At 71.8% G+C, this 19,853-nt stretch carries 14 protein-coding genes; 7 read left to right on the top strand and 7 right to left on the bottom strand.

Annotated elements, in window-relative coordinates; all coding sequences use genetic code 11:
* Positions 1 to 154: 154 nt before the first annotated feature.
* Complete coding sequence (locus tag ACZ43N_RS01940) at positions 155 to 763, top strand: hypothetical protein (protein ID WP_468094379.1); 609 nt, start codon at positions 155 to 157, stop codon at positions 761 to 763.
* A 78-nt stretch (positions 764 to 841) separates the two neighbouring features.
* Positions 842 to 2,959, top strand: a complete 2,118-nt coding sequence (locus tag ACZ43N_RS01935) for an autotransporter (protein WP_468094378.1) — start codon at positions 842 to 844, stop codon at positions 2,957 to 2,959.
* A 141-nt stretch (positions 2,960 to 3,100) separates the two neighbouring features.
* Here the strand turns inward: ACZ43N_RS01935 and ACZ43N_RS01930 are convergent, their stop codons facing one another.
* Together ACZ43N_RS01930 and ACZ43N_RS01925 are read right to left on the bottom strand one after the other, a co-directional pair.
* The gene (locus ACZ43N_RS01930) at positions 3,101 to 4,840 is read right to left on the bottom strand and encodes a VanW family protein (protein WP_468094377.1); all 1,740 of its coding nucleotides are present in this window, start codon (positions 4,838 to 4,840) and stop codon (positions 3,101 to 3,103) included.
* A 206-nt stretch (positions 4,841 to 5,046) separates the two neighbouring features.
* A complete protein-coding gene (locus ACZ43N_RS01925; protein ID WP_468094376.1) occupies positions 5,047 to 6,579 on the bottom strand; it encodes an APC family permease in 1,533 nt (510 codons plus the stop codon).
* A gap of 136 nt (positions 6,580 to 6,715) precedes the next feature.
* Here ACZ43N_RS01925 and mmuM point away from each other — a divergent pair, with 136 nt between their 5' ends.
* Positions 6,716 to 7,666 (top strand): homocysteine S-methyltransferase, encoded by a 951-nt coding sequence (gene mmuM / locus ACZ43N_RS01920; protein ID WP_468094375.1) that lies wholly within the window; start codon positions 6,716 to 6,718, stop codon positions 7,664 to 7,666.
* Positions 7,667 to 7,956: 290 nt separating this feature from the next.
* Here mmuM and ACZ43N_RS01915 read toward each other — a convergent pair whose 3' ends face one another.
* Together ACZ43N_RS01915 and ACZ43N_RS01910 are read right to left on the bottom strand one after the other, a co-directional pair.
* Positions 7,957 to 8,931 carry a GNAT family N-acetyltransferase gene (locus ACZ43N_RS01915; RefSeq protein WP_468094374.1) on the bottom strand — a complete coding sequence of 325 codons (975 nt, stop codon included), beginning with the start codon at positions 8,929 to 8,931 and terminating at the stop codon, positions 7,957 to 7,959.
* 986 nt (positions 8,932 to 9,917) lie between these two features.
* A complete protein-coding gene (locus ACZ43N_RS01910; RefSeq protein WP_468094373.1) occupies positions 9,918 to 10,571 on the bottom strand; it encodes an RNA polymerase sigma factor in 654 nt (217 codons plus the stop codon).
* A gap of 235 nt (positions 10,572 to 10,806) precedes the next feature.
* Between ACZ43N_RS01910 and ACZ43N_RS01905 the strand changes: the two genes are divergently transcribed.
* Positions 10,807 to 11,502, top strand: a complete 696-nt coding sequence (locus tag ACZ43N_RS01905) for a class F sortase (RefSeq protein WP_468094677.1) — start codon at positions 10,807 to 10,809, stop codon at positions 11,500 to 11,502.
* 132 nt (positions 11,503 to 11,634) lie between these two features.
* Here the strand turns inward: ACZ43N_RS01905 and ACZ43N_RS01900 are convergent, their stop codons facing one another.
* Both ACZ43N_RS01900 and ACZ43N_RS01895 read right to left on the bottom strand, forming a co-directional pair.
* A complete protein-coding gene (locus ACZ43N_RS01900) occupies positions 11,635 to 12,486 on the bottom strand; it encodes a class I SAM-dependent methyltransferase (protein WP_468094372.1) in 852 nt (283 codons plus the stop codon).
* A 264-nt stretch (positions 12,487 to 12,750) separates the two neighbouring features.
* On the bottom strand, positions 12,751 to 14,334 hold the full coding sequence (locus ACZ43N_RS01895; protein WP_468094371.1) for a carboxylesterase/lipase family protein: 1,584 nt from the start codon (positions 14,332 to 14,334) through the stop codon (positions 12,751 to 12,753).
* A gap of 721 nt (positions 14,335 to 15,055) precedes the next feature.
* On the opposite strand from ACZ43N_RS01895, the gene ACZ43N_RS01890 reads away from it, so the two are divergent.
* The gene (locus ACZ43N_RS01890) at positions 15,056 to 15,514 is read left to right on the top strand and encodes an Lrp/AsnC family transcriptional regulator (RefSeq protein WP_468094370.1); all 459 of its coding nucleotides are present in this window, start codon (positions 15,056 to 15,058) and stop codon (positions 15,512 to 15,514) included.
* Positions 15,511 to 17,556, top strand: a complete 2,046-nt coding sequence (locus tag ACZ43N_RS01885) for an NAD(+) synthase (protein WP_468094369.1) — start codon at positions 15,511 to 15,513, stop codon at positions 17,554 to 17,556. The genes ACZ43N_RS01890 and ACZ43N_RS01885 overlap by 4 nt, the downstream gene beginning before the upstream one ends.
* Positions 17,557 to 18,162: 606 nt before the next feature.
* Here the strand turns inward: ACZ43N_RS01885 and ACZ43N_RS01880 are convergent.
* A complete protein-coding gene (locus tag ACZ43N_RS01880; RefSeq protein WP_053711987.1) occupies positions 18,163 to 18,528 on the bottom strand; it encodes a YybH family protein in 366 nt (121 codons plus the stop codon).
* A 100-nt stretch (positions 18,529 to 18,628) separates the two neighbouring features.
* Here ACZ43N_RS01880 and ACZ43N_RS01875 point away from each other — a divergent pair, with 100 nt between their 5' ends.
* Positions 18,629 to 19,570, top strand: a complete 942-nt coding sequence (locus ACZ43N_RS01875) for a LysR family transcriptional regulator (RefSeq protein WP_468094368.1) — start codon at positions 18,629 to 18,631, stop codon at positions 19,568 to 19,570.
* Positions 19,571 to 19,853: the final 283 nt, after the last annotated feature.

Genomic DNA, 19,853 nt, shown 5'->3' with positions numbered 1-19,853 from the left:
GCGCGCTCTCGGGAGGTCAACGGGTCTGACGCGATGGAAGAGAGCGCTTTCCATCGTTCACTCACTCGAACGACCGTGTGCGGGGGCGCGAGGGGGCCGTGCATGGTCGGCTGGGACCAAGTCCCGTACCTGGAAAGCCGAGAGGTGACAGCCCATGAGACCAGCCCGGTTCCTTGCGGCCGTGGTGTCCGCCGCGTTGGCGGCGACCCTGGCCGGAGCGACGGCCGCCGAGGCCGCCGTTCCGCCTCTGGAGCACGTCTGCCTGTGGGAGGGGACGAACCAGAACGAGCTGCTCGGGATCGACGAGCGGATCATCGGGCCTCCGCCGTGCCGCGAGGCGTTCGCCGGAGAGCGGTGGGTGCGGGTCGGGCCGAGCTGGGTCACGGCGGCCGACGACGAGCGCCCCGTCTACCCCCGGGGCTACCGCCCCCAGGAGGCGGACCCGATCGACGACTTCGACGCGAAGGTCCTCGGGGCCCGCTATGTCCTGGACCGGGGCACGGCCCAGGAGAGGCACTTCGTCTTCGGCCGCGAGGTGCTGCGGAGCGGGTTCACCGGACCGGACGGCCGGCCCTTCTCCGTCCCGGCCTCTCCCCCGTTCGCCCCGCTCAGCGTCGGCGGGCACACCGTCGCCACCTTCCTCAGGCTGAGCGCCGAGCACTGCGACGGTCTCGGGCGCGACCGTGAGGAGAACTGCCTGCCCGCGGGCGAGTTCGCGTGGACCGGGGACACCCCCTTCCGCGTCTTCCCGCTCAGCGGCTGACCTCGCCGCGAAGCGGTCGGCAGCGGGACCGTCGCCGATTTTCTGTTATCGGGTGACGTCCCGGCCGTCTCCGAGGTCGTGCGCAGCCATATCCACAAGACAGCGGCGGCCGCCGGAGCCCTGGCGGTCACCGCCCTGATGCTCGGTGCCCCGACCGCGACCGCCGCCGGCCCCCGCGATGTGACCGCCGAGGTGCTGGCGGGCCGGAACATCCGGCTCGACGGCGACACGGTGGTGACCGTGCCGCCCGGGACGACGACGTACGACGGCACCTTCAGCGGCACCGGGACACTCACCGTGCGGGGCACCGGCACGCTGATCCTCACCAGGAACAGCGACTTCACCCTGCCCACGTCCCGGCAGCGGCAGGTCGTGAGGACGCTCGGCGGCAACCACCCGTACGTCACCGTGACGAACCCGGACCCGCCGGCCGTGACCGTCGCGAAGGGCGCGACCCTCCAGTACGGGAACGGCGGCGGGACCGGACTGATCGGCCACTTCCCTTACGACACCCCGGCGTTCCGGCTCAACCAGGACAACATCAGGGTCGACGGCACCCTGCGGCTGGCGCTGAAGGACGTCCAGTACAACCTGGGCACCATCAGCGGCTCGGGACTGGTCAGCCAGCCGAGGTTCCTCTGGGCCACCTGGGACCTGTCGGGCACCCACCCGTTCACCGGTGTCATCGATAACGGGACGCAGCTCAACGCGGGCGCGCCGGAGTACGCGACCTCGCTGCCCGGGGTGCGCAAGATCCTCAACCAGGGCACCTGGACCGTGGACACACCCCTGGGGCAGACCGTCACCCAGGGCATGGACTTCTACCAGCGCGAGTACGGCAGCGACATCAACGTCCAGTCCCGGCCCGGCAGCAAGGTGATCCTCACCGGCCAGTACAGCTGGTCGGACCGGGGCGGCGACACCGACCCCTCGCTCAGCGACCCCGCCCTCAACTGGACGCCCGCCCGGAAGAACGTCAACAAGCGCGGCACCAACATCAAGGGCGCGAACGTCCAGTGGGGCGACGGCACCACGAACAAGATCTTCATGCCGGGCACCGCCGAGACGGTCTACATCAACCTCCTCGCCGCACGGTCCCGTTCACGGCTCACCTTCGACTACAACGGCCCGGTCACCCTGGGCGCCCCCATCGGCGGCGGCAGGTTCCACGACACGCTGTCCGCGCCCGGCGCCGGGGACATCGTCATCAAGGGTACGAAGGGCAATGACGTCACCTTCGCGGCCGTCCAGTACTACAACGGCTCGACGACGATCCAGAAGAACGCGGTGCTGCGGCTGGGCAGCGGCAAGCGGGGCGGTGACGGCGGGCTGTACACCAAGGGCGACCTCTACAAGGTCGTCAACAACGGTGCGCTGGTCGTCCGCAACGTCGCCAAGCCCGTGTCGCTGTCCAGGATCGGCGGCAGCGGCTCCCTCACCCAGTCCGGCGCCGCGACGACGACGCTGACGGGCAGCGGGATCACCTACACCGGACGGACGACCGTCACCAAGGGGACGCTCGCGCTCCGCTCGGGCGCGACCCTGGCGCACAGCAAGGGGATCCGGCTGACCACCGCCGGGGCGAAGCTCGACGTCGGCACGGCCGGGCTGCGGGTGAGCCGCTCCCTGTCCGGCAAGGGCACGGTGCGGGGCTCGGTGACCAACGCCGGTGTGGTCGTGGCCGGCCTCACGGTGACCGGCGCCTACACCCAGACAGGGCGGGGCCAACTGGTGCTGCGCGAGAAGCCGTTGAAGGTTTCCGGGGCGGTACGGCTGGCCGGCGGGCTGGACTTCGCGGCCCTCGGCGCCGTCGGCGGCCCCGGCGACGAGGTCACCGTGATCGACCACACCGGCAGGGGCACCACCACCGGCACGTTCACCGGTCTGCGCGAGGGCGCGACGGTGAAACTGGCCGACAACACGTACCGGATCAGCTACCGGGGCGGCGACGGCAACGACGTCGTCCTGACGGCCGGGAAGGCGAGCGCGTCACCGAAGGCCGGTGCCGCCGCGGGCGCCGACAGCGACGTCCGGGGCCCCGACACCCTGAACACCCATGCCTCGGCCGACACCGGCCTCGGCTGGTGGCCGTACGCCCTGACCCTCGGCCTGCTCTGCGGCCTCGCCGTACCGATGAGCAGACGCCGCGGCAAGGGCAAGCGGCGAGGAGGCGGCCGACACACGGCCACGGGGTGAACCCGGAGCACGAGAACCCGGCGTGGGGACCCCCGGCGCGTTGACCCCCTCCTCCGCCTTGCGCCGCACGCACCACGCCCCGCTCAACCGGCAGGGTCGGGGCACCGTGGCCCGAAGTCGGCATGATCCGGGCGAAAGACCCTAGCCGGCGTCGGGCCCGCCGCCGTCCGATCCTTCAGGGGCTTCGCAGATGATCTCGTCACGCGGGGTGTAGTGCGTACGGTACGGCTCCCGCTTCACCACCCTGCCGTCGTCGTAGAAGACGCGTTCGACGGTGACGTCGAAGCCCTCCAGCGGGGTCTGCGGTACGCACTTCTCGTCGACGCTCACCTTCCGCTCCGGCGGCGTCACATGGGTGCGGGGCCCCTTCACCGACCTGATGTCGTCGTAGGCCTTGGTGCCGATGAAGGAGACGGTCACCGAGGTGTCGGTGGACTCGGCCTGGATGTAGAGGGCGTGGCCGGAGTCGTTGGTGAACCTGAGATCGAGGCTTCCCCAGGCGACGGTCGCCTCACGGCCTTCCGGATAACGCTCGATGTAGAACGAGTGCGCACCGTGTTCCACGGGCTTGACGCCGGCGAAGTACAACGCGTTGAACACGGTCGTGGCCACGGCGGAGACACCACCGCCGGACGCCTTGGTGAACTGGTCGTCGAGGATCATGATGCCCTCGGCGAAACCGTTGGCCTCGGTGCGCTGGCCCACGGTCCGGTTGAAGCTCCAGGTCTCGCCCGGCGAGACGACCGAGCCGTTGATGAGCTGCGCGGCCCGCCCGATGTTCTTCGTGCGGTAGGGAGCCGGTTCGAAGTGCACGGTGAAGGAGGACATCTTCTGCGTCAGCCCGAGCCGCGCCGCGTTCTCGCGGGTCACCTCCGGCTCGATCCGTCGCGTGGCCACGTCCCCGGTCCGGGCGGCGCCCGCTTTGGTGAGCAGCGGCAGCACCGCCTGGCCGAGCGCCTTGTCGGTGACCTGTACGCCGGTCCGGGCGTCGTCCGCCACCACCACCTGGTCGCCGTCCAGCCGCAGTACGGCGTTCTCGGGCGTGGCGGTGACGGCGGCCAGCGGGCCGGAGACCGCCGGGGCGGAGCGCAGGCCCTTCACGTCCAGCCTCGGCACCAGCCGGCCGGATGCGTCCGGCCGCAGCGTCAGGTACTCGCCCAGGACGGCCTGGCCTACCGTGAACCGTCTGCCGCCCGCGGTGAGCGTGACGGGCGCCGACATGGCCGGCTGCGCGAAGTCACGCACGGCCCGCCGTACCTCGTCCGTCGCCACCCGCGGCTTGGTCTCCTTCGTCGGAAGGGCCGTGACGGTGTGCGCCGCGCCGCGCAGGAAGGCCGCCCGCAGGGTGCTGACCGCGGCGTCCACGTCCAGGGCGTGACCAGTGCGCGCGGCGACCTGCTCGACCCGGCCGTCCTCGAACGTGACGGAGCCGTCGCGGACCTTCTGGTCGAGCGCCTTCGCCAGCGTTCCGAGGGCGGTGCGGGCCCTGCCCTCGTCGAGGCGTACGACCGGCTCGATGTCACCCCCGGAGCGGAAGAACCCCCCGAGCAGGCTGATCGGATCGGACCCCGTGCGCACCGCCCGGTCGACTGTCTCCTCGGCGTCGAAGCCGAGCCCGGCCTGCCGCGGGTCGACGCTGCCGGTACGGTCACCGACCTTCACGGCCAGCTCCCGCGAACCGGCCGCCGCCAGGTGATCGTCCAGCTTGCGGATGGCCTCCGCACGGCTGAGGCCGCCGATGTCCACCCCCCGCACCGTCGTACCCGTCTCGATCTCACCACCCGCGACGAGCAGCGCGGCCAGATACAGACCGCCGACACCGACAGTCAGCACACCACCCGTCAGGGCAAGAGGCGGCACGGAGGCTATTCGGAGGCGCATGGGTCTCCCGGAGAGCGAGGGATCGACAGGCGGTGCACCCGATGACGCGGCACTGCGGACGGGGCAAGCACCCCAAGCTACCCATAACGGATGATGAGGGCGTATGCCGCAGAACACGTATGCCTTGCGTCACACCGGGCACATCGCCGTGCGGCGGCCGTCGGCACCCGTGTGGAGTCCGCTGCGCACCTGGCCCCGCGAGCGGCTCAGGGCGCCGTCTCGATGCCGGTCCCGGACGTGTTCCCGCTCTGGACGTCCGTGTCCTCGGGCCGCTCCTGCCGGCCGCGCAGCCACACGTAGACCGGGATGCCCGCGAAGAGGAACAGGGCGCCCTGGTAGACGGCCGCGTAGCCGGCGCCGGCGATCAGCCAGAAGGAGAAGGCGAAGGAGAGGCCGGCGACGATCAGATCACGGACCAGGCCGGCGGGGCGATGGGGGCCCCTCCCGCTCGAGCGAAGCCGAGAGTGGGGGAGCTCGCGGGTGCCGCGGGCCAGCCAGTACAGCTGGGCGGCCGCCGAGAGCAGGTACGGGACGCAGCCGGTGAACGTGGTGATGAGGACGAGGACGCGGAACGCCGTGTCCGGGTCGTCCGCGTAGTTCACGACGATGAGGATCGTGCCGAGGACCGCAGTGGCGAGGACACCGAAACCGGGGACGCCGCCCTTGCCGAGACGGGCGAACGGCTTCGGGAAGAGGCCGTCGCGGGCGGCCGCGTACGGCATCTGGGCGCTCAGCAGGATCCAGCCGTTGAGGCAGCCGACGATCGAGGCGACGGCGACCAGCGCGATCACCGTGCCGCCCCAGCCGCCCCCGGCGATCGAGTTCACCGCGTCGGCGAACGGCGCTCCCGACTCGACGAGTTCCTTGTGCGGGACGAGGCCGAAGACGGCGACCGTGCCGAGGATGTAGACCAGTGCCGAGGCGACCGTGCCGAGGATGCCGGCGCGGCCCACGGTGCGCTCCGGATCGCGGACCTCGCCGGCGCTCACGGCGGCCGACTCGACGCCGAGAAAGCTGTAGAGGAGGAGGGCGGCGGAGGCGGCGATCGCGCCGGGGACGCTCTCCCCGGAGGCGTTGAACGGGCCGTAGTTGTCGAAGTCGACGAAGAACAGGCCGACGGTGGCGACCAGCAGCAGCGGCACGAACTTCAGGACCGTCGAGACGATCTGCACCGCGCCGACGTAGCGGGTGCCCGCGAAGTTCGCGGCGGCCGGCAGCCACAGGGCGGCCAGGGCCACCACCGCGAGGACGACCTTGCCGTCACCCAGGGGTATCAGCACGTCGACGTAGCCGACTACGCCCACGGCGAGGGCGGCGATGCTGACCCAGCACATCGTCCAGTACGACCACGCCGACAGGAAGCCCGCGAAGGGGCCGAAGGCGTCGCGCGGATAGACATAGAGACCGCCGGTGACCGGGCTGCGCCTCGCCAGCTTCCCGAAGAGCAGCGCCAACAGGACGGCGGCCACGGAGAGAACGACGAACGCGACCAGGCTCACCGTGCCGTACGGGGCGACGGCGGCGGGGAGCGTGAAGATGCCGCCGCCGATGATGTTGCCCATGACGAGGGCGGTGGCCGCGGCGAGACCGAACTTACGGCCGGGGGGTACGGCGGCGGCAGGTGCGGAGCCGGACTCGGCGGCAGGTGCGGAGCCGCGCTCGGCCGTCCGGGAGCTGTCGGACACGGCGGCCGGGGACGGCTCGGGCTCGGCGGATTCGGGAGTGCTGGTGGTGGTCATGGCGGTTCCGGGGAAGGGGAGGGCGGGACGGGGAGGAGCGTGATCGTATCCCGGCGTTCCACATGGTGGTCAATCTGTTCATAAGGTGGACACAATCGGTTCGGGTCCACGGCCCTGGCTCGATTACCGTCGTCGCATGACCAGCAATGCCTCGGGGACCACCTCCCCCTCCCCCGCCGCCTCCCCCGCGCTCGTCGAGGCGCTCGCCGCCGGCCCGCTCGTCCTCGACGGCGGCATGTCCAACCAGCTCGAATCAGCCGGACACGATCTGAGCGACGAGCTGTGGTCGGCCCGGCTGCTCGCCGAGCGGCCGGAGGCGATCACCGAGGCCCACCTCGCCTACTTCGAGGCGGGCGCCGACGTGGCGATCACCTCCAGCTACCAGGCCACCTTCGAGGGCTTCGCCAAGCGCGGCATCGACTCCGCCCGGGCCACCGAACTCCTCGGCCTCAGCGTGGAGTTGGCCCGTGAGGCGACCCGGCAGGCCCGGGCGAAGGACGTCGGGCGACCCCTGTGGGTGGCGGCCTCGGTCGGCCCGTACGGGGCGATGCTCGCGGACGGCTCCGAGTACCGGGGGCGGTACGGGCTGAGCGTCGCCGAGCTGGAGCGGTTCCACCGGCCGCGGCTGGAGGTGCTGGCCGCCGCCGCGCCCGACGTTCTCGCCCTGGAGACGGTGCCCGACGCCGACGAGGCCGAGGCGCTGCTGCGGGCCGTGCGCGGGCTCGGGGTGCCGGCGTGGCTGTCGTACACCGTGGCCGGGGAGCGGACGCGGGCCGGGCAGCCGCTGACGGAGGCGTTCGCCCTGGCCGCCGAGGCCGAGGAGGTCGTCGCGGTGGGCGTGAACTGCTGCGCCCCTGAGGACGTCGACGCGGCAGTGGAGACGGCGGCGCGGGTCACCGGCAAGCCGGTGGTGGTGTATCCGAACAGCGGCGAGGCGTGGGACGCGTCCGCGCGGGAGTGGACCGGACGCTCCCGGTTCACCGCGGCGGAGGTCGAGGGCTGGCGGGCCGGCGGGGCCCGGCTCATCGGGGGGTGCTGCCGGGTGGGTCCTGGCGCGATCGCGGCGATCGCTGAGGTGCTGGGCTGACTTCGGCAGGGCGTTTCCCCGCGCCCCCTGCGCCCGAGCAGGATGTCCGTACGGCCCTGACACAGATGCGGCGCGTGCTGCGCCCGGGCGGCCGACTGCTGCTCAGCGCGCCGAGGAGTTCGGCGGCCCGGCAGGCCCGGCTCTTGGGCTCTTGGGCTCTTGGGCTCTTGGGCTCTTGGGCTCTTGGGCTCTTGGGCTCTTGGGCTCTTGGGAACATTCGGCGGGAGTCCTGGTGTCAGTCGTCTCCTGACGGCAACGGGTCTTCCCCGGAGCCGCGTACGGCGGTGGACTCAGCGCCAGTCGTCGATCACGTAGGCGTGCGGGTGGCTGTAACCGGGTTCGTTGGGCTTGTGCATGGTCACGCCTTGCAGCCAGGTACGGAAACCGCGGTCGACCATGCGCCGGTAGGCGTCATGGCGGGCCAGGTTCATTCCGGCGTCCAGTTGCCCCAGTCCCTTCTCGGCGGCCAGCTGCTCGCACGCATTCAGCAGTCGTTCGAAGCGGTCGGCGGCGTCCGGGCCAGGGCGTACGGCGCCGAACTTGATGAAGCACACGTCGTCACCGGCCTCCGACCCCGCTCCGCAGTGGCAGACAGCCAGACCGTCGAGGCCGGAGTCGGCGCCCTCGAGGAGGACGGTGTCACCGAGCCCCTGCGCCTGTGCGGTCATGATCTCGCGCTCCAGGCTCAGTCCCTCGTACACGGCCCCCGTCAGTGCGCGAGTGAGGCTCAGTGCGTGGGGCCGCTCAGCGGCGGTCAGCTCGCCGTACAGGAGTCGGCCGGGGACCGCGGCACTGACGGCGACCTGTTTCCTCATGATGGCGGTAAGGAATCGGGGCCAGAAACCGTACCGGCGGTAGAGCTCCAGGTGCTTGGGACTGTGCGAGAAGGTGAACAGGCCGAGGTGGCGGTTCTCCCAGGTGTCGAAGCAGGCCAAGACCGGTTCCATGAGCCGCCTGCCGATGCCCTGGTCCCACAGGTCCGGCCGCACGCTCAGCGGGCCGAAGAACCCGACGCTGCCCCAGTTGGCGGCGAAGTTCGACCCGACGACCTCGCCCTCGACGGTCGCTGCGAAGGCCGCGTGTGGATCCGCCGCCCAGCGGGTGCGGACGTAGTCGGCGGTCCCGAAGAACGTCTCCGGCTCAGGGATCCCGAGGAAGGTCCCGAAGGCCACCCTGAAGATCTCGTCGGCCCGATCCAGGTCCGGTTCAGCCAGTGGGCGGACCGACACCGGGGCGGCGACACTCGTACGCTTCGCTGCGGGCATGATCGCTCTCCTTTCCGCCCCCGGTTCCATCGCACCACGGACGTGAGCCGCGGGCGAAGCGACAGCTCCTGCGCCCCTACCTCAAGGGCCGAGGGGCCCCGTTCTCCGACGGCCGGGCGACCGTGTTTCCCACGACGACGGGGCGGCCGTCCTCCTGCCGATCGACGCCCCACGGGGCCCCGGTGGCCCGGACGCGTCCGAGAAGACGGTGCAACCGTGTGCCCCACATCGCCGGAAAAGGTGATGAAAGCAGACAGGGTGTCGGCCCTCTCACGGGGCCGGGCGCGTCCGGGCACGGGAGAGAGGACGTGCCATGAGGCTTCGCGACGAACTTCCACGCCGTTATCTGCTTCTGCACGGCCTCGGCGTCCATGCGGACCTCCGCCCGGGCGAGTCCCCGGCACAGCCGGCGGGAGTCCGCGGCAGGCAGGGGTCCGCCCGGGCGGCGTTCTCGACCGGGGACCGCGGTTCGCCGGCCGGTGCGAGGAGGCGGGGAGGCGGACCGGCCGGGGCGTGTCGGCGCCCAGGGCTCGTGCGGTACCGCTCCGGGCCGCCAGGGCCCTGGCGGTCCTGGCGGCCTCCGCCGGGGGAGGCCCTCCGCGGTCAGGCGGCACACCTCGCGCACCATCGCCACGTCCTCGGCCGTCCGTCGCCGGTGGCGTCCCTGGAGCCTGGCAGCCGGTGCCCAGGCCGTAAGGGCGGCCCCACGAACGCAGTGTGGTGGGCGAGATGCCGAGCCTGCGCGCGAGCGCCCCGGTCGTCACACCGGCCCCGGCGCCGGGTTCCCCGTGCGCGTCCATGCTGTGCCTCCACCGCCGTAGCCGATGTCCCGGGCCTCGGGCGTCAGAGGTATGCGCCGTCCGGCGGGCGTACCGATGCGCTGCGATGACGCGGCGATGCGCCGACGCCGGCACCGTGCGCCTTCGCCGCTCCTCCGCCCGCGCGCCACGAGGACCCGGAGAACCCCGGAGAACGCCGCGAACGTGTCAGACGGAGGCTTCCAAGACCCGGCGCAGCGAGTGCAGGGCCCGGCGGATGTGGCTCTTCACCGTGCCCAGGGGCAGTCCCGTCCGCTCGGCGATCTGCGCCTGGGTCATGTCGCCGTAGACGGCCATGCCCAGCAGACGCCGTTGCACCGGCGTCAGGCGCTGGAGCTTCTGCAGGACGAGGACGCGGTCGACGGCGGCCTGGCTCTCGTCGACGCCCCAGTGCCGTACCGCCTCCTCCTGCTGCGCCGCGGACGCGCTCTCGATGTCGGCCCGGCGGGCCCGCGCCGCATGGGCGTCGGCGATCGCGTGGCGAGTGATCCCGACGAGCCAGCCGCCCAGTGCCCCGCGCTCCGGCCGATACCGCTCACGTCCCCGCCAGGCGGCCAGGAAGACCTGCTGGGTGACGTCCTCGGCGTCCCTAGGATCGTTCAGGGAGCGCCGGGCGAGCGTGTGGACGAGGGCGCCCCACCGCCGGTACGCGAGGGCGATCGCCTGCTCGTCCCCGGCGTGGAACCGCCGGGCGAGTTCGGTGTCGTCATCGGTCTCCTCGCGCGGCGGTAGCGGAACGGTCGTCCGGCAGGGATCGGGGTGGCGCGGACATGTGCGCTCCGCGTCGGCGCTCAGGTGGGCGTCGGGCCGTGCGGTGGCCATCGGGAGCTCCGAGGTCGAAGGACTACGAGGCGACGACCGTCCGTCGGAACGATGCAGCACCGCAACGTGCAGCGTTAGCGCATCGAAATGGCCCGGGGTGCGCGCCCAGGCACATGTCCCGACCGCCCGCGAAGGAATCTGCATCCTCCGCCGCGGCGCGCGCCGAAAACCTGGTGCACTCACTCACAGGGAGTGGGCCGATCGAAGGGACAGCCAGCGATGATCTCCCGGACCCCTGTCGCCGCAGCGGCTTCCCTCGGGGTGTGCGCGCTCGCCCCCCGCCGCCGCCCCGAGGCGGCTCGACATCGAGCGCGTCGGTCTGAGCGCCGCGATCGAGCCCGGTGGGGTCGCCCCGGACGGCAGCGTCTGGATTCCCGAGGACCCGGAGAAGATCGGCTGGTACCGTTTCGGCCCCGCTCCGGGTGACCCCTCCGGCTCCGCCGTCATGGTGGGACACGTGGACTCCCGCACGGGTGGCCTCGGGGCCTTCGCCGCACTCTTCGACGTCCACGCGGGCGACGAGGTGACCGTGTGGCGGGCCGCCGCACCTCCGGTCGTCTACCGGGTCGTCGCCCGCACCCGGGTGGAGAAGGACCGGTTGCCCGGCTCGGCCTTCACCAGGACCGGCGCACCGGCCCTCACGATGATCACCGGCGCGCCTCCTTCCGACGACGCACGAGGCGGCTACCAGCGGAACCTGGTGCTGACCGCGGTCCCGGTCACCGCCACGGAACGAGCCCGTGGCCCGGTGCCCCTGCCTACCCTGCCGTCCGTGCCCGAGGCAGAGGAGACCATGACCGAGCGGCGACCGGCTGTCGCCCCGGTGCGCGACGACGCGAGGGGGAACACCGAGCGGCCCGGTCGGCGGTCCCCTCTTCCCCGTCCGCCCGCCCCCACCGCTCCGGCCGGCACGAGGGGAGGTGAAGCATGACGCGTCACCTGGTCCCCGACGAGCCGACCGACCTCGCTCAGGCCCGCCGGAGGCGAGTGGGTACCGGCCCCAGCGGCCCCCGTCCGGGCACGTCGTCGTCGCGGCGCAGGGGTGGCTCGGGCACCTTCCGCGTCATCGCCCCGAGCCGTCCCGAGATGCGCCCCAGATCATGATCTCGGTGGCGGGGAGGCGCTCCGCGAAGCGGTCGTCGGGGGATGCCTCGTGCAGCAGCGCGCGCAGGTCCCGTTCGAAGTCGGCCAGTCCGTCGCCGAAGAGGTGGGGCGCGGAGTCGGAGCGGGAGAAGGCCCAGGCGACGAGGTCGTCGGTGGTGCGCTCGACCACCTGCCCGGCGGGGACGACGAGGCGCCGGACCTGCGTGAGACCGGCCCGCTCCAGGATGACGTCCTCGCCGCCCGGGGTGCCGTCGACGAGGAGCCCTTGTCCCGCGCGGCGCACCGGGCCGAGGTGGCCGCGCACGAGGCCGACGATCCGGTCGTACGGGGGCGGGACCGCCGGGGGCGGCGGCGGAGCCGGGGGCGGGTTCTTGAGTTCGCTCACGTGGACGAACACTCCGCCCGGCCCCAGCATCTCCCGCACGGCGGCGGCGACGCGGTCGCGCTCCGTCCAGTGGAAGGACTGGGCGAACACCACCACCCGGAACTCACCCAGCCCGGCGGGCAGGTCCTCGGCGCGGGCGGCCAGCCAGCGGGCGTTGGTCACGCCCCGGCGCCCGGCCTGCCGCTCCGCCTCGGCGAGCATGTCCGCGTCCGGGTCGACGCCGACCGCCTCGGCGACGTACCGGGCAAGGGGAAGCAGCACGATGCCCGGACCGCAGCCGACGTCGAGGAGCCGGCCGGTGCCGTCCAGCCCGAGGGCCTCGGCCAGGGCTTCGGCGAAGCCCGGGGCGTAGGGAAGCCGCCCTCGCTCGTAGTGGGCCGCGCTGCCCTGGAACAGGGTGCTGTCCCACTGCCATGCGTCAGGCATCCCGGTGCCCCGCCCTTTCCGTCACCCGTTACGTCCCTCGGGGCCCCGGCGGCCGCGTCGACGCCGGTCATCCCGTTCGCCGACCGCGCCGGCCCCCACCGGCCCACGTGGGCGGGGCCCAAGCTACCGGGCGGTCCCGGCGGACGCGCCGGTCAATGGCCGCCGGGCGCCGGAGGCCAGGGCGCCACCCCCGGTCGCGTCGCCAGCCCGCCGAAGGCTCGGCCCGGGCTGCCACGTCGGCCGAAAGGTGGCCCGCGGGCCGGTTCAAGGAGCCCGGCGGAAGCGCCGGAGGGCCGGTAGCGGGGCTCCGCCGGAGGAGGTGAACGTACCGGTGTCCTGGGCCCTGCGGGGGCGTTGCGCGTCCGCTTCCCAGAGGGCCAGCTCACGGTCGTAGGGGCCGAGGACGATCCGTCGCTCGTCCGGGTCCTCGAAGACCCGCACGGGGTGGTCGGCGTCCCACGGTGTCCAGCCGGGGTCGCCGTGGGTCGCGAAACGGACCCAGGCGTCGTGCAGGGTGGTGGCCAGGGCGCGCGGCGTGTGCTCGCCGGCGAGTTTCGCGGAGGCGGGGGTGTCACCGGTGTCGAAGACGAAGCCGAGCTCCAGGGCGTGGCAGGAACCGAGGCCCGGGAGGTTCGACGGCCAGGCGAACTCGTAGACGTAGGCCGGCGCGTGAGCGGGGCGGGCGTCCGCCACACGGTGCAGAGGGACGCGCAGGAGATGGTCGGTGACGAGTTGGCCGGCCAGGTCGGCGGGGCCCATGTCGGGGTGGAGCTCACGGTAGCCGCGCGGGACCTCGGGTCCGCAGTGGCAGCGGGCGCGGGCACCGGCCAGCGCGACCGCGCCGAGACGGTCGACGCGCTCCTTGAGGCCGCCGGGGACCAGCCACAGGCGGTGCTCGTCGCGGGTCCAGCCCATGAGGAGGCCGACATCCTGGGCGGCACCGTCCTCCACGAGTGCCTTGAGCGGGTCGCGCGGCACCAGCTCGCCGTCGACGACGATGCCGAAGGCGGGTCCGCCCAGGACGGGGCTGCTGAGGCGGCCGACCTCGGCCTGTGCCTCGGCGAGCGTGGAACGGTCCACGCCGGCGAAGGCCGCGGCGGTGGCGGGGACCTTCAGCCGGGCGGCCATCCGGCGCACCATGCGGCGCACCTTGTCCCGGTTCGCGGCCTCGGGCGGCCCGCTCTGCAGCACGGCCCGGCGGAACAGCCCCCGGGCGCGAGGGGCCGTGAGCAGAGCGCCGATACTGATGGCGCCCGCCGACTGGCCGAAGACGGTCACCCGGTCCGGATCGCCGCCGAACTCGGTGATCGAGTCCCGGACCCATTCCAGGGCGGCGATCTGGTCACGGAGTCCGGCATTGGGCGGGGCGTCCGGGAAGAGGCCGTACCCCTCGACGCCGAGACGGTAGTTGAGGGACACGAGGACCACGCCGTCGCGGGCGAAGGCGCTGCCGTCGTAGACCGGGATCGCCGACGAGCCCCGGGTCAGCGCGCCGCCGTGGATCCAGACCATGACGGGGAGCCGTGCCCCGGGGCCCGGCTCCGGCGTCCACACGTTCAGGTTGAGGCAGTCGTCGCCCGCGACGACGGGGTCGGACAGATAGCGGGCGAACGCCTCCGAGTACGCCGGTTTCGGCGAGGTCGGCCCGAAGGCGCCCGCGTCACGGACGCCGTCCCAGGGCTCGGGCGGGACGGGCGGGCGGAACCGGCGAGGACCGAAGGGCGGGGCCGCGTAGGGGATGCCGCGGAAGACCGCGATCCCCTGCTCGTACCCCTCCCCGTACACGTACCTGCCGCGTACGTCCCCGTACGGTGTGGTGACCACGGGGGCCTGCCGGTCTGCCGTCATGTGCTCACCCGCTCCTCACGCCCGCTCGCTCGTGGACCGTCGTTCACATCAGAGCACCACATCCCCCTCTCCGTATTCCGGTCCTGCCGGTTCCTTGACGGCTGTGTGGCGTACAGGAGGGCGCCGAAGCCGAGGTGGTCGTACCCGCCGCTGGTGGCGCCGTGGTCACCGACCGCCGCCTTCCGGACGGCCCATCTCGGCCATGCGAGTGATGTACGGAACGGACAGGCCACGTCGCCCTGCGTGGTGGTAGCGGAGGATGTCCCGGAGGCCTTCATGAAACCGGTTGCCGTCGTAGCCGTGCAGCCGATGCCCATGACACCGTGGGCCTGGTCGCGTCCGGACCCCTGCCACTGGGGCGAGGCCCTGGCTGTCGTACAGGAGCGGGACGGCGTTGCGGAGCGCGCGCGCTGTTGCCCGCGCCGTTCTTGAAGTAGGTGACCGCCTGGCTGGACTTGGCGCCGTCGTCGCACAGGATCCCGGTCGCGAGGGCCGCGCCGCCGGCGGAAGCACGCCGGGAAGGGCGGGATACGGTTCCTTCACTCAGAAAGAGCACGGTCCCTTCACTCAGAAAGAACAAGGAACGCCGAGACCGAAGGCGCCGCAGCGTGGTCCGCAGCGAGGACACCTGGCCAAACCAAATGCCCTCCACTCCAGGCCAGTTGACACCGAACGCCATTCGCGATGATCGCGCCCTGACCGAACCCGATATGGTGAACGTATGGGGACGGGCAACGGGATCGTCGACGACATCGACCGGGCGTTGATCGCGGAGTTGCAGCGCGACGCCACGCAGGCGTACGCGGCCCTCGGCAGGGCGGTGGGACTGTCGGCCGGGGCCGCGCACGACCGGGTGCGGAAACTGCGGGAGCGCGGGGTCATCCGCCACACCACCGTGGACGTCGACCCGGCCGCCCTCGGGCGGGGGGTGCTCGCGTTCGTCATGGTCGACTCGTCGGTCTGGATGGGCGGAGCGACCGAGGCCTTCGCCGCCATCCCCGAGATTCAGGAGGCCCACGTCGTCGCGGGCACCGCCTCCGTCCTCGTCAAGGTGCGCACGGACACCACGGAGCAGCTGCGGGACGTCCTGCGGCGGCTCTACGCCATCGAGGGTGTGAGCGGCGCACGGACGACCGTGGTGCTGGAGACGTTCTTCGAAAGGCCGGTCTGCACATCGTGAACTTCTGGTCGCTCTATCAGCACGGCTTCGCGCGGGTCGCCGCGTGCACCGGTCACGCGGCGATCGCCGACCCGCCCGCCAACGCGGAGGCGGTGCTGCGGCAGGCGCGCCGCTGCGCGGAGGACGGGGTCGCCGTCGCCGTCTTCCCCGAACTGTGCCTGTCGGGCTACTCGATCGAGGACCTGCTGCTCCAGGACGCGCTGCTCGACGAGGTCGAGGCGGCGCTCGGGACGGTGGTCGCCGGTTCGGCGGAACTGCTGCCGGTGCTCGTCCTCGGCGCCCCGCTGCGGCACCGGCACCGGATCTACAACTGCGCGGTGGTCGTGCACCGCGGGCGGATCCTCGGGATCGCACCGAAGTCGTATCTGCCGAACTACCGTGAGTTCTACGAGAAGCGCCAGATCGCCGCGGGCGACGACGAGCGGGGCGGGACGATCCGGGTCGCCGGCACGGAGGTGCCGTTCGGCCCCGACCTGCTGTTCGCGGCCGAGGACGTCCCCGGCCTGGTGGTGCACGCCGAGGTGTGCGAGGACATGTGGGTGCCGGTGCCGCCGAGCGCGGAGGCGGCGCTGGCCGGCGCGACCGTCCTGGTCAACCTGTCGGGCAGCCCCATCACGGTCGGCCGGGCCGAGGACCGGCGGCTGCTGTGCCGTTCGGCGTCGGCGCGCTGCCTCGCCGCGTACGTGTACGCGGCGGCCGGGCAGGGCGAGTCGACCACCGACCTGTCCTGGGACGGCCAGACCATGATCTACGAGAGCGGCACCCTGCTGGCCGAGACCGACCGGTTCCCCGCGGGCGACCAGTACGCGGTGGCCGACGTCGACCTCGACCAGCTGCGGCAGTCCCGGCACCGGATGGGCACGTTCGACGACAACCGCCGCGCGCTGTCCGGGCGCACCGGCGCGTTCCGTGAGGTGGTGTTCCGGCTCGACCCGCCGACCACCGACCTCGGGCTGCGGCGCCGGGTCGAGCGGTTCCCGTTCGTGCCGTCGGACCCCGCCCGGCTCGCCCAGGACTGCTACGAGGCCTACAACATCCAGGTCGCGGGCCTCCAGCAGCGCATGGCCTCGATCGGCGGCCCCAAGATCGTGATCGGGGTGTCGGGCGGTCTGGACTCCACGCACGCGCTGATCGTCGCCGCGCGGGCGATGGACCGGGCGGGCCGCCCGCGCAGCGACATCCTCGCTTTCACGCTGCCCGGGTTCGCGACCGGCGAGCACACCAAGGGCAACGCGCACAAACTGATGCGTTCCCTCGGGGTCACCGCCGCGGAGCTGGACATCACGCCCACGGCCCGGCTGATGCTGAAGGAGATGGGCCACCCGTTCTCGTCGGGCGAGCCCGTCTACGACATCACCTTCGAGAACGTGCAGGCCGGGCTGCGCACCGACTATCTGTTCCGGCTGGCCAACCAACGCGGCGGCATCGTCCTCGGCACCGGCGACCTGTCGGAGCTGGCGCTCGGCTGGTGCACGTACGGCGTCGGCGACCAGATGAGCCACTACAACGTCAACTCCGGTGTGCCGAAGACGCTGATCCAGCATCTGATCCGCTGGGTCATCAGCAGCGGCCAGTTCGACGAGGACACCAACGACACGCTGGCGGCGATCCTGGACACGGAGATCAGCCCGGAGCTGGTGCCCGGGGAGGAGCTCCAGTCCACGGAGTCCAAGATCGGCCCGTACGCGCTGCACGACTTCACGCTGTTCCACGTGCTGCGCTACGGCTACCGGCCGTCGAAGATCGGTTTCCTGGCATGGCACGCCTGGCGGGACGCGGAGGCGGGCGCCTGGCCGCCCGGGTTCCCGGAGGGCGAGCGGGTGGCGTACGAGCTGCCGGAGATCTGGCACTGGCTGGAGTACTTCTGCCGACGTTTCTTCGCGTTCGCCCAGTTCAAGCGCTCGGCCATGCCGAACGGGCCGAAGGTCCTGGCCGGCGGTTCGCTGTCGCCGCGCGGTGACTGGCGGGCGCCGTCGGACAGTTCGGCGGCGGCCTGGCTGCGGGACCTGGCCCGCTGGGATCTGCCGGGCGTCGGGGAGTAGCCCGTCGGCACTCCTCGGACGTGTGGGGCCGGTTCGACGACGATCACACTCGCCCTGGAGCCCCGCTGTTCCCCTCCGAGCGCAGGAACACCGACGGCTCCGGGCGCCGGGTCGGCGACGACGCCCTGCGCAACGGGCTCGGCAACGCGGTCCAGGCTCATCTGCCGAGCTGGACGGACAGGTTGGCACCGCACGTCCTGCGGCATTTCTGCGCGTCCCAACTCTACGGAAACGGGCTGGACTTGATCGCGATCCAGGAGGTAACAACCAGACCGCCAACACGACCGGCCGCGCCAGCAACCACTGGATCAGCGCTCCGATGCGCGGACAGGACGCGACCCCGGAGCAGCTCCGCGTCGACCGCCAACTCGAAGAGGCCATGGTCAAAGGCCCCGGCCCTCTCCACCTCGCGGAGGTCTTCGGCCTCGACGAGAGGACTGCGATCCGCCACGCGAGCTCCGCTCGCGCTCTCATGGAACGGCCCCTGGAATCCGACCCCGCAACTTCACCACGAACCCACTGGTCAACTCCTTGACACTGGGGGCACCGACCTCCCGGGGCCACACCCAACAGCCTTCGGTTCCGCGAACTCACGGAGGCGAGGGATCAGCGGGTGGGTGGGACGAACTCGGGCTGGTCGAGCAGGCGCAGCCAGCTTCCATCAGGCTGGCGCCGGACGACCTGCGCCCGGGCACCGGCCCCGTCCTTCGGAGGAGTCGAGGTGAGGGCGATGTCGCCACTGATCAGCGTCGGCAGCGGTTGTTCCTGCTCGAAACGGGGACGGTTGGCCAGCACCTTCTCCCACAGCGCACGAATCGCCTCCCGGCCCACCGTCTGGTCGCCGGGTGGGTAGGCCATCACCGCACCCTCTTCGTAAAGGGCGGCGACCCCGGCCGCGTCACCGGCATTGGATCGTTCGACGAACAAGCGGGTGATGTCCTCGGGCCGCATGGCCTTCTCGTACTCCGGCATGAATTCCTCCTGGCGTCGGGCTTCGAGACGCTTCCCAGCGTGGCCGCCGACTGGCCAGAAATCCAACAGATGAATCTTCTGGAAACTAGAATCTGCAGTCATGGAGCTGAGGCAGCTGGAGTACTTCATCGCGGTCGCCGAGGAGCAGAACTTCACCCGGGCAGCCGAGCGGGTGCACATCAGCCAGTCCGGCGTCAGCGCCCAGATCCGCCAGCTGGAACGGGAACTCGGAGCCGAGCTGTTCGACCGGTCGGCCCGCACCATCACCCTCACCGTCGCGGGAAAGGCCGCCCTCGAACACGCCCGCGCCGCACTAGCCGCCGCTGGGGCAGTCGGCCAGGCAGTGGGCGAGGTGACCGACCTGATCCGGGGGCACCTCACCGTCGGGATGGTCATCGGCTGCACCCTCACCCCGCTGTTCGACGCCCTCGCCGCGTTCCACCAGGCACATCCCGGTGTGGAGATCTCGCTGCTGGAGGACAGCTCCGACCGGCTCATCGAGGGGGTGCGCACCGGCACCGTCGACCTGGCACTCATCGGGGCAGCAACCGCCACACCCGACGGACTGGACGCGCTGACCATCATCAGCGAGCGGCTCGTCGCGGCAGTCCCGGCCGGGCACCCTTTGGCGGAACAGCGGCGGGTCACCCTGCGCGACCTGACCGCCTACCCGATCGTGTGCATGCCGCCCGGCACCGGCCTGCGCACGGTATTCGACCAGGCCTGCGCCGCGCAGAGCCTCCAACCCGCGATCAATCTGCAGGCCAGCGCCGCGGACGCCATTGCCGACCTCGCCGCCCGCGGGCTCGCCGTCGCCGTCCTCAGCGACTCCATGGCCGCGAGCTATCGCGACCGGCTCACCGCCCGCACCATCGATGATGTCGATACACCCGCATTGCTCGCCCTGATCTGGAAGAACACGTACAGCCCGGGGATGCGGGAACTGCTCGTGCACAGCCGACAAGCATTCACCAAGCCCGACCCCGCGACTTCACCGAGAACCCACGGGCCCACCCCTGACATCAGGGCGACAGACCCTTGAGTTCCCACCGAAGTGCCTTCAGTTTTCGCGAACTCGCGGGCCCCCACGGCCTTGGGGAACGTGGGTACAGCCGTTGGCGCTGAGATTGATCGTGGGTGAGTCACGGCGCCGACGGATCGCCGTGGCGTAGCTGGTTGATGTCGATGCCGCGTCTGCGATGAGAAACCGCTTCTGAAGCGTGCGTGTCGTTGCATGGTCCGGGGCGGTCTGAGCCCGTCTTCAAAGAGCTCGTTGTCAGCCGTTTCACCTGCCCGGATGTGGTGTTTTCGCCTGGTCGTAGGTG

The sequence above is a fragment of the Streptomyces sp. NPDC030814 genome (assembly GCF_055572155.1).
The sequence above is the reverse complement of the archived record's forward strand: the minus strand, read 5'-3'. Positions and strand labels throughout refer to the sequence as shown.

Coding starts and splice junctions, on each gene's coding strand:
- ACZ43N_RS01940 (WP_468094379.1), top strand. CDS start 155: ATGAGACCAGCCCGGTTCCTTGCGGCCGTGGTGTCCGCCGCGTTGGCG.
- ACZ43N_RS01930 (WP_468094377.1), bottom strand. CDS start 4,840: ATGCGCCTCCGAATAGCCTCCGTGCCGCCTCTTGCCCTGACGGGTGGT.
- ACZ43N_RS01925 (WP_468094376.1), bottom strand. CDS start 6,579: ATGACCACCACCAGCACTCCCGAATCCGCCGAGCCCGAGCCGTCCCCG.
- mmuM (WP_468094375.1), top strand. CDS start 6,716: ATGACCAGCAATGCCTCGGGGACCACCTCCCCCTCCCCCGCCGCCTCC.
- ACZ43N_RS01915 (WP_468094374.1), bottom strand. CDS start 8,931: ATGCCCGCAGCGAAGCGTACGAGTGTCGCCGCCCCGGTGTCGGTCCGC.
- ACZ43N_RS01910 (WP_468094373.1), bottom strand. CDS start 10,571: ATGGCCACCGCACGGCCCGACGCCCACCTGAGCGCCGACGCGGAGCGC.
- ACZ43N_RS01900 (WP_468094372.1), bottom strand. CDS start 12,486: ATGCCTGACGCATGGCAGTGGGACAGCACCCTGTTCCAGGGCAGCGCG.
- ACZ43N_RS01895 (WP_468094371.1), bottom strand. CDS start 14,334: ATGACGGCAGACCGGCAGGCCCCCGTGGTCACCACACCGTACGGGGAC.
- ACZ43N_RS01890 (WP_468094370.1), top strand. CDS start 15,056: ATGGGGACGGGCAACGGGATCGTCGACGACATCGACCGGGCGTTGATC.
- ACZ43N_RS01880 (WP_053711987.1), bottom strand. CDS start 18,528: ATGCCGGAGTACGAGAAGGCCATGCGGCCCGAGGACATCACCCGCTTG.
- ACZ43N_RS01875 (WP_468094368.1), top strand. CDS start 18,629: ATGGAGCTGAGGCAGCTGGAGTACTTCATCGCGGTCGCCGAGGAGCAG.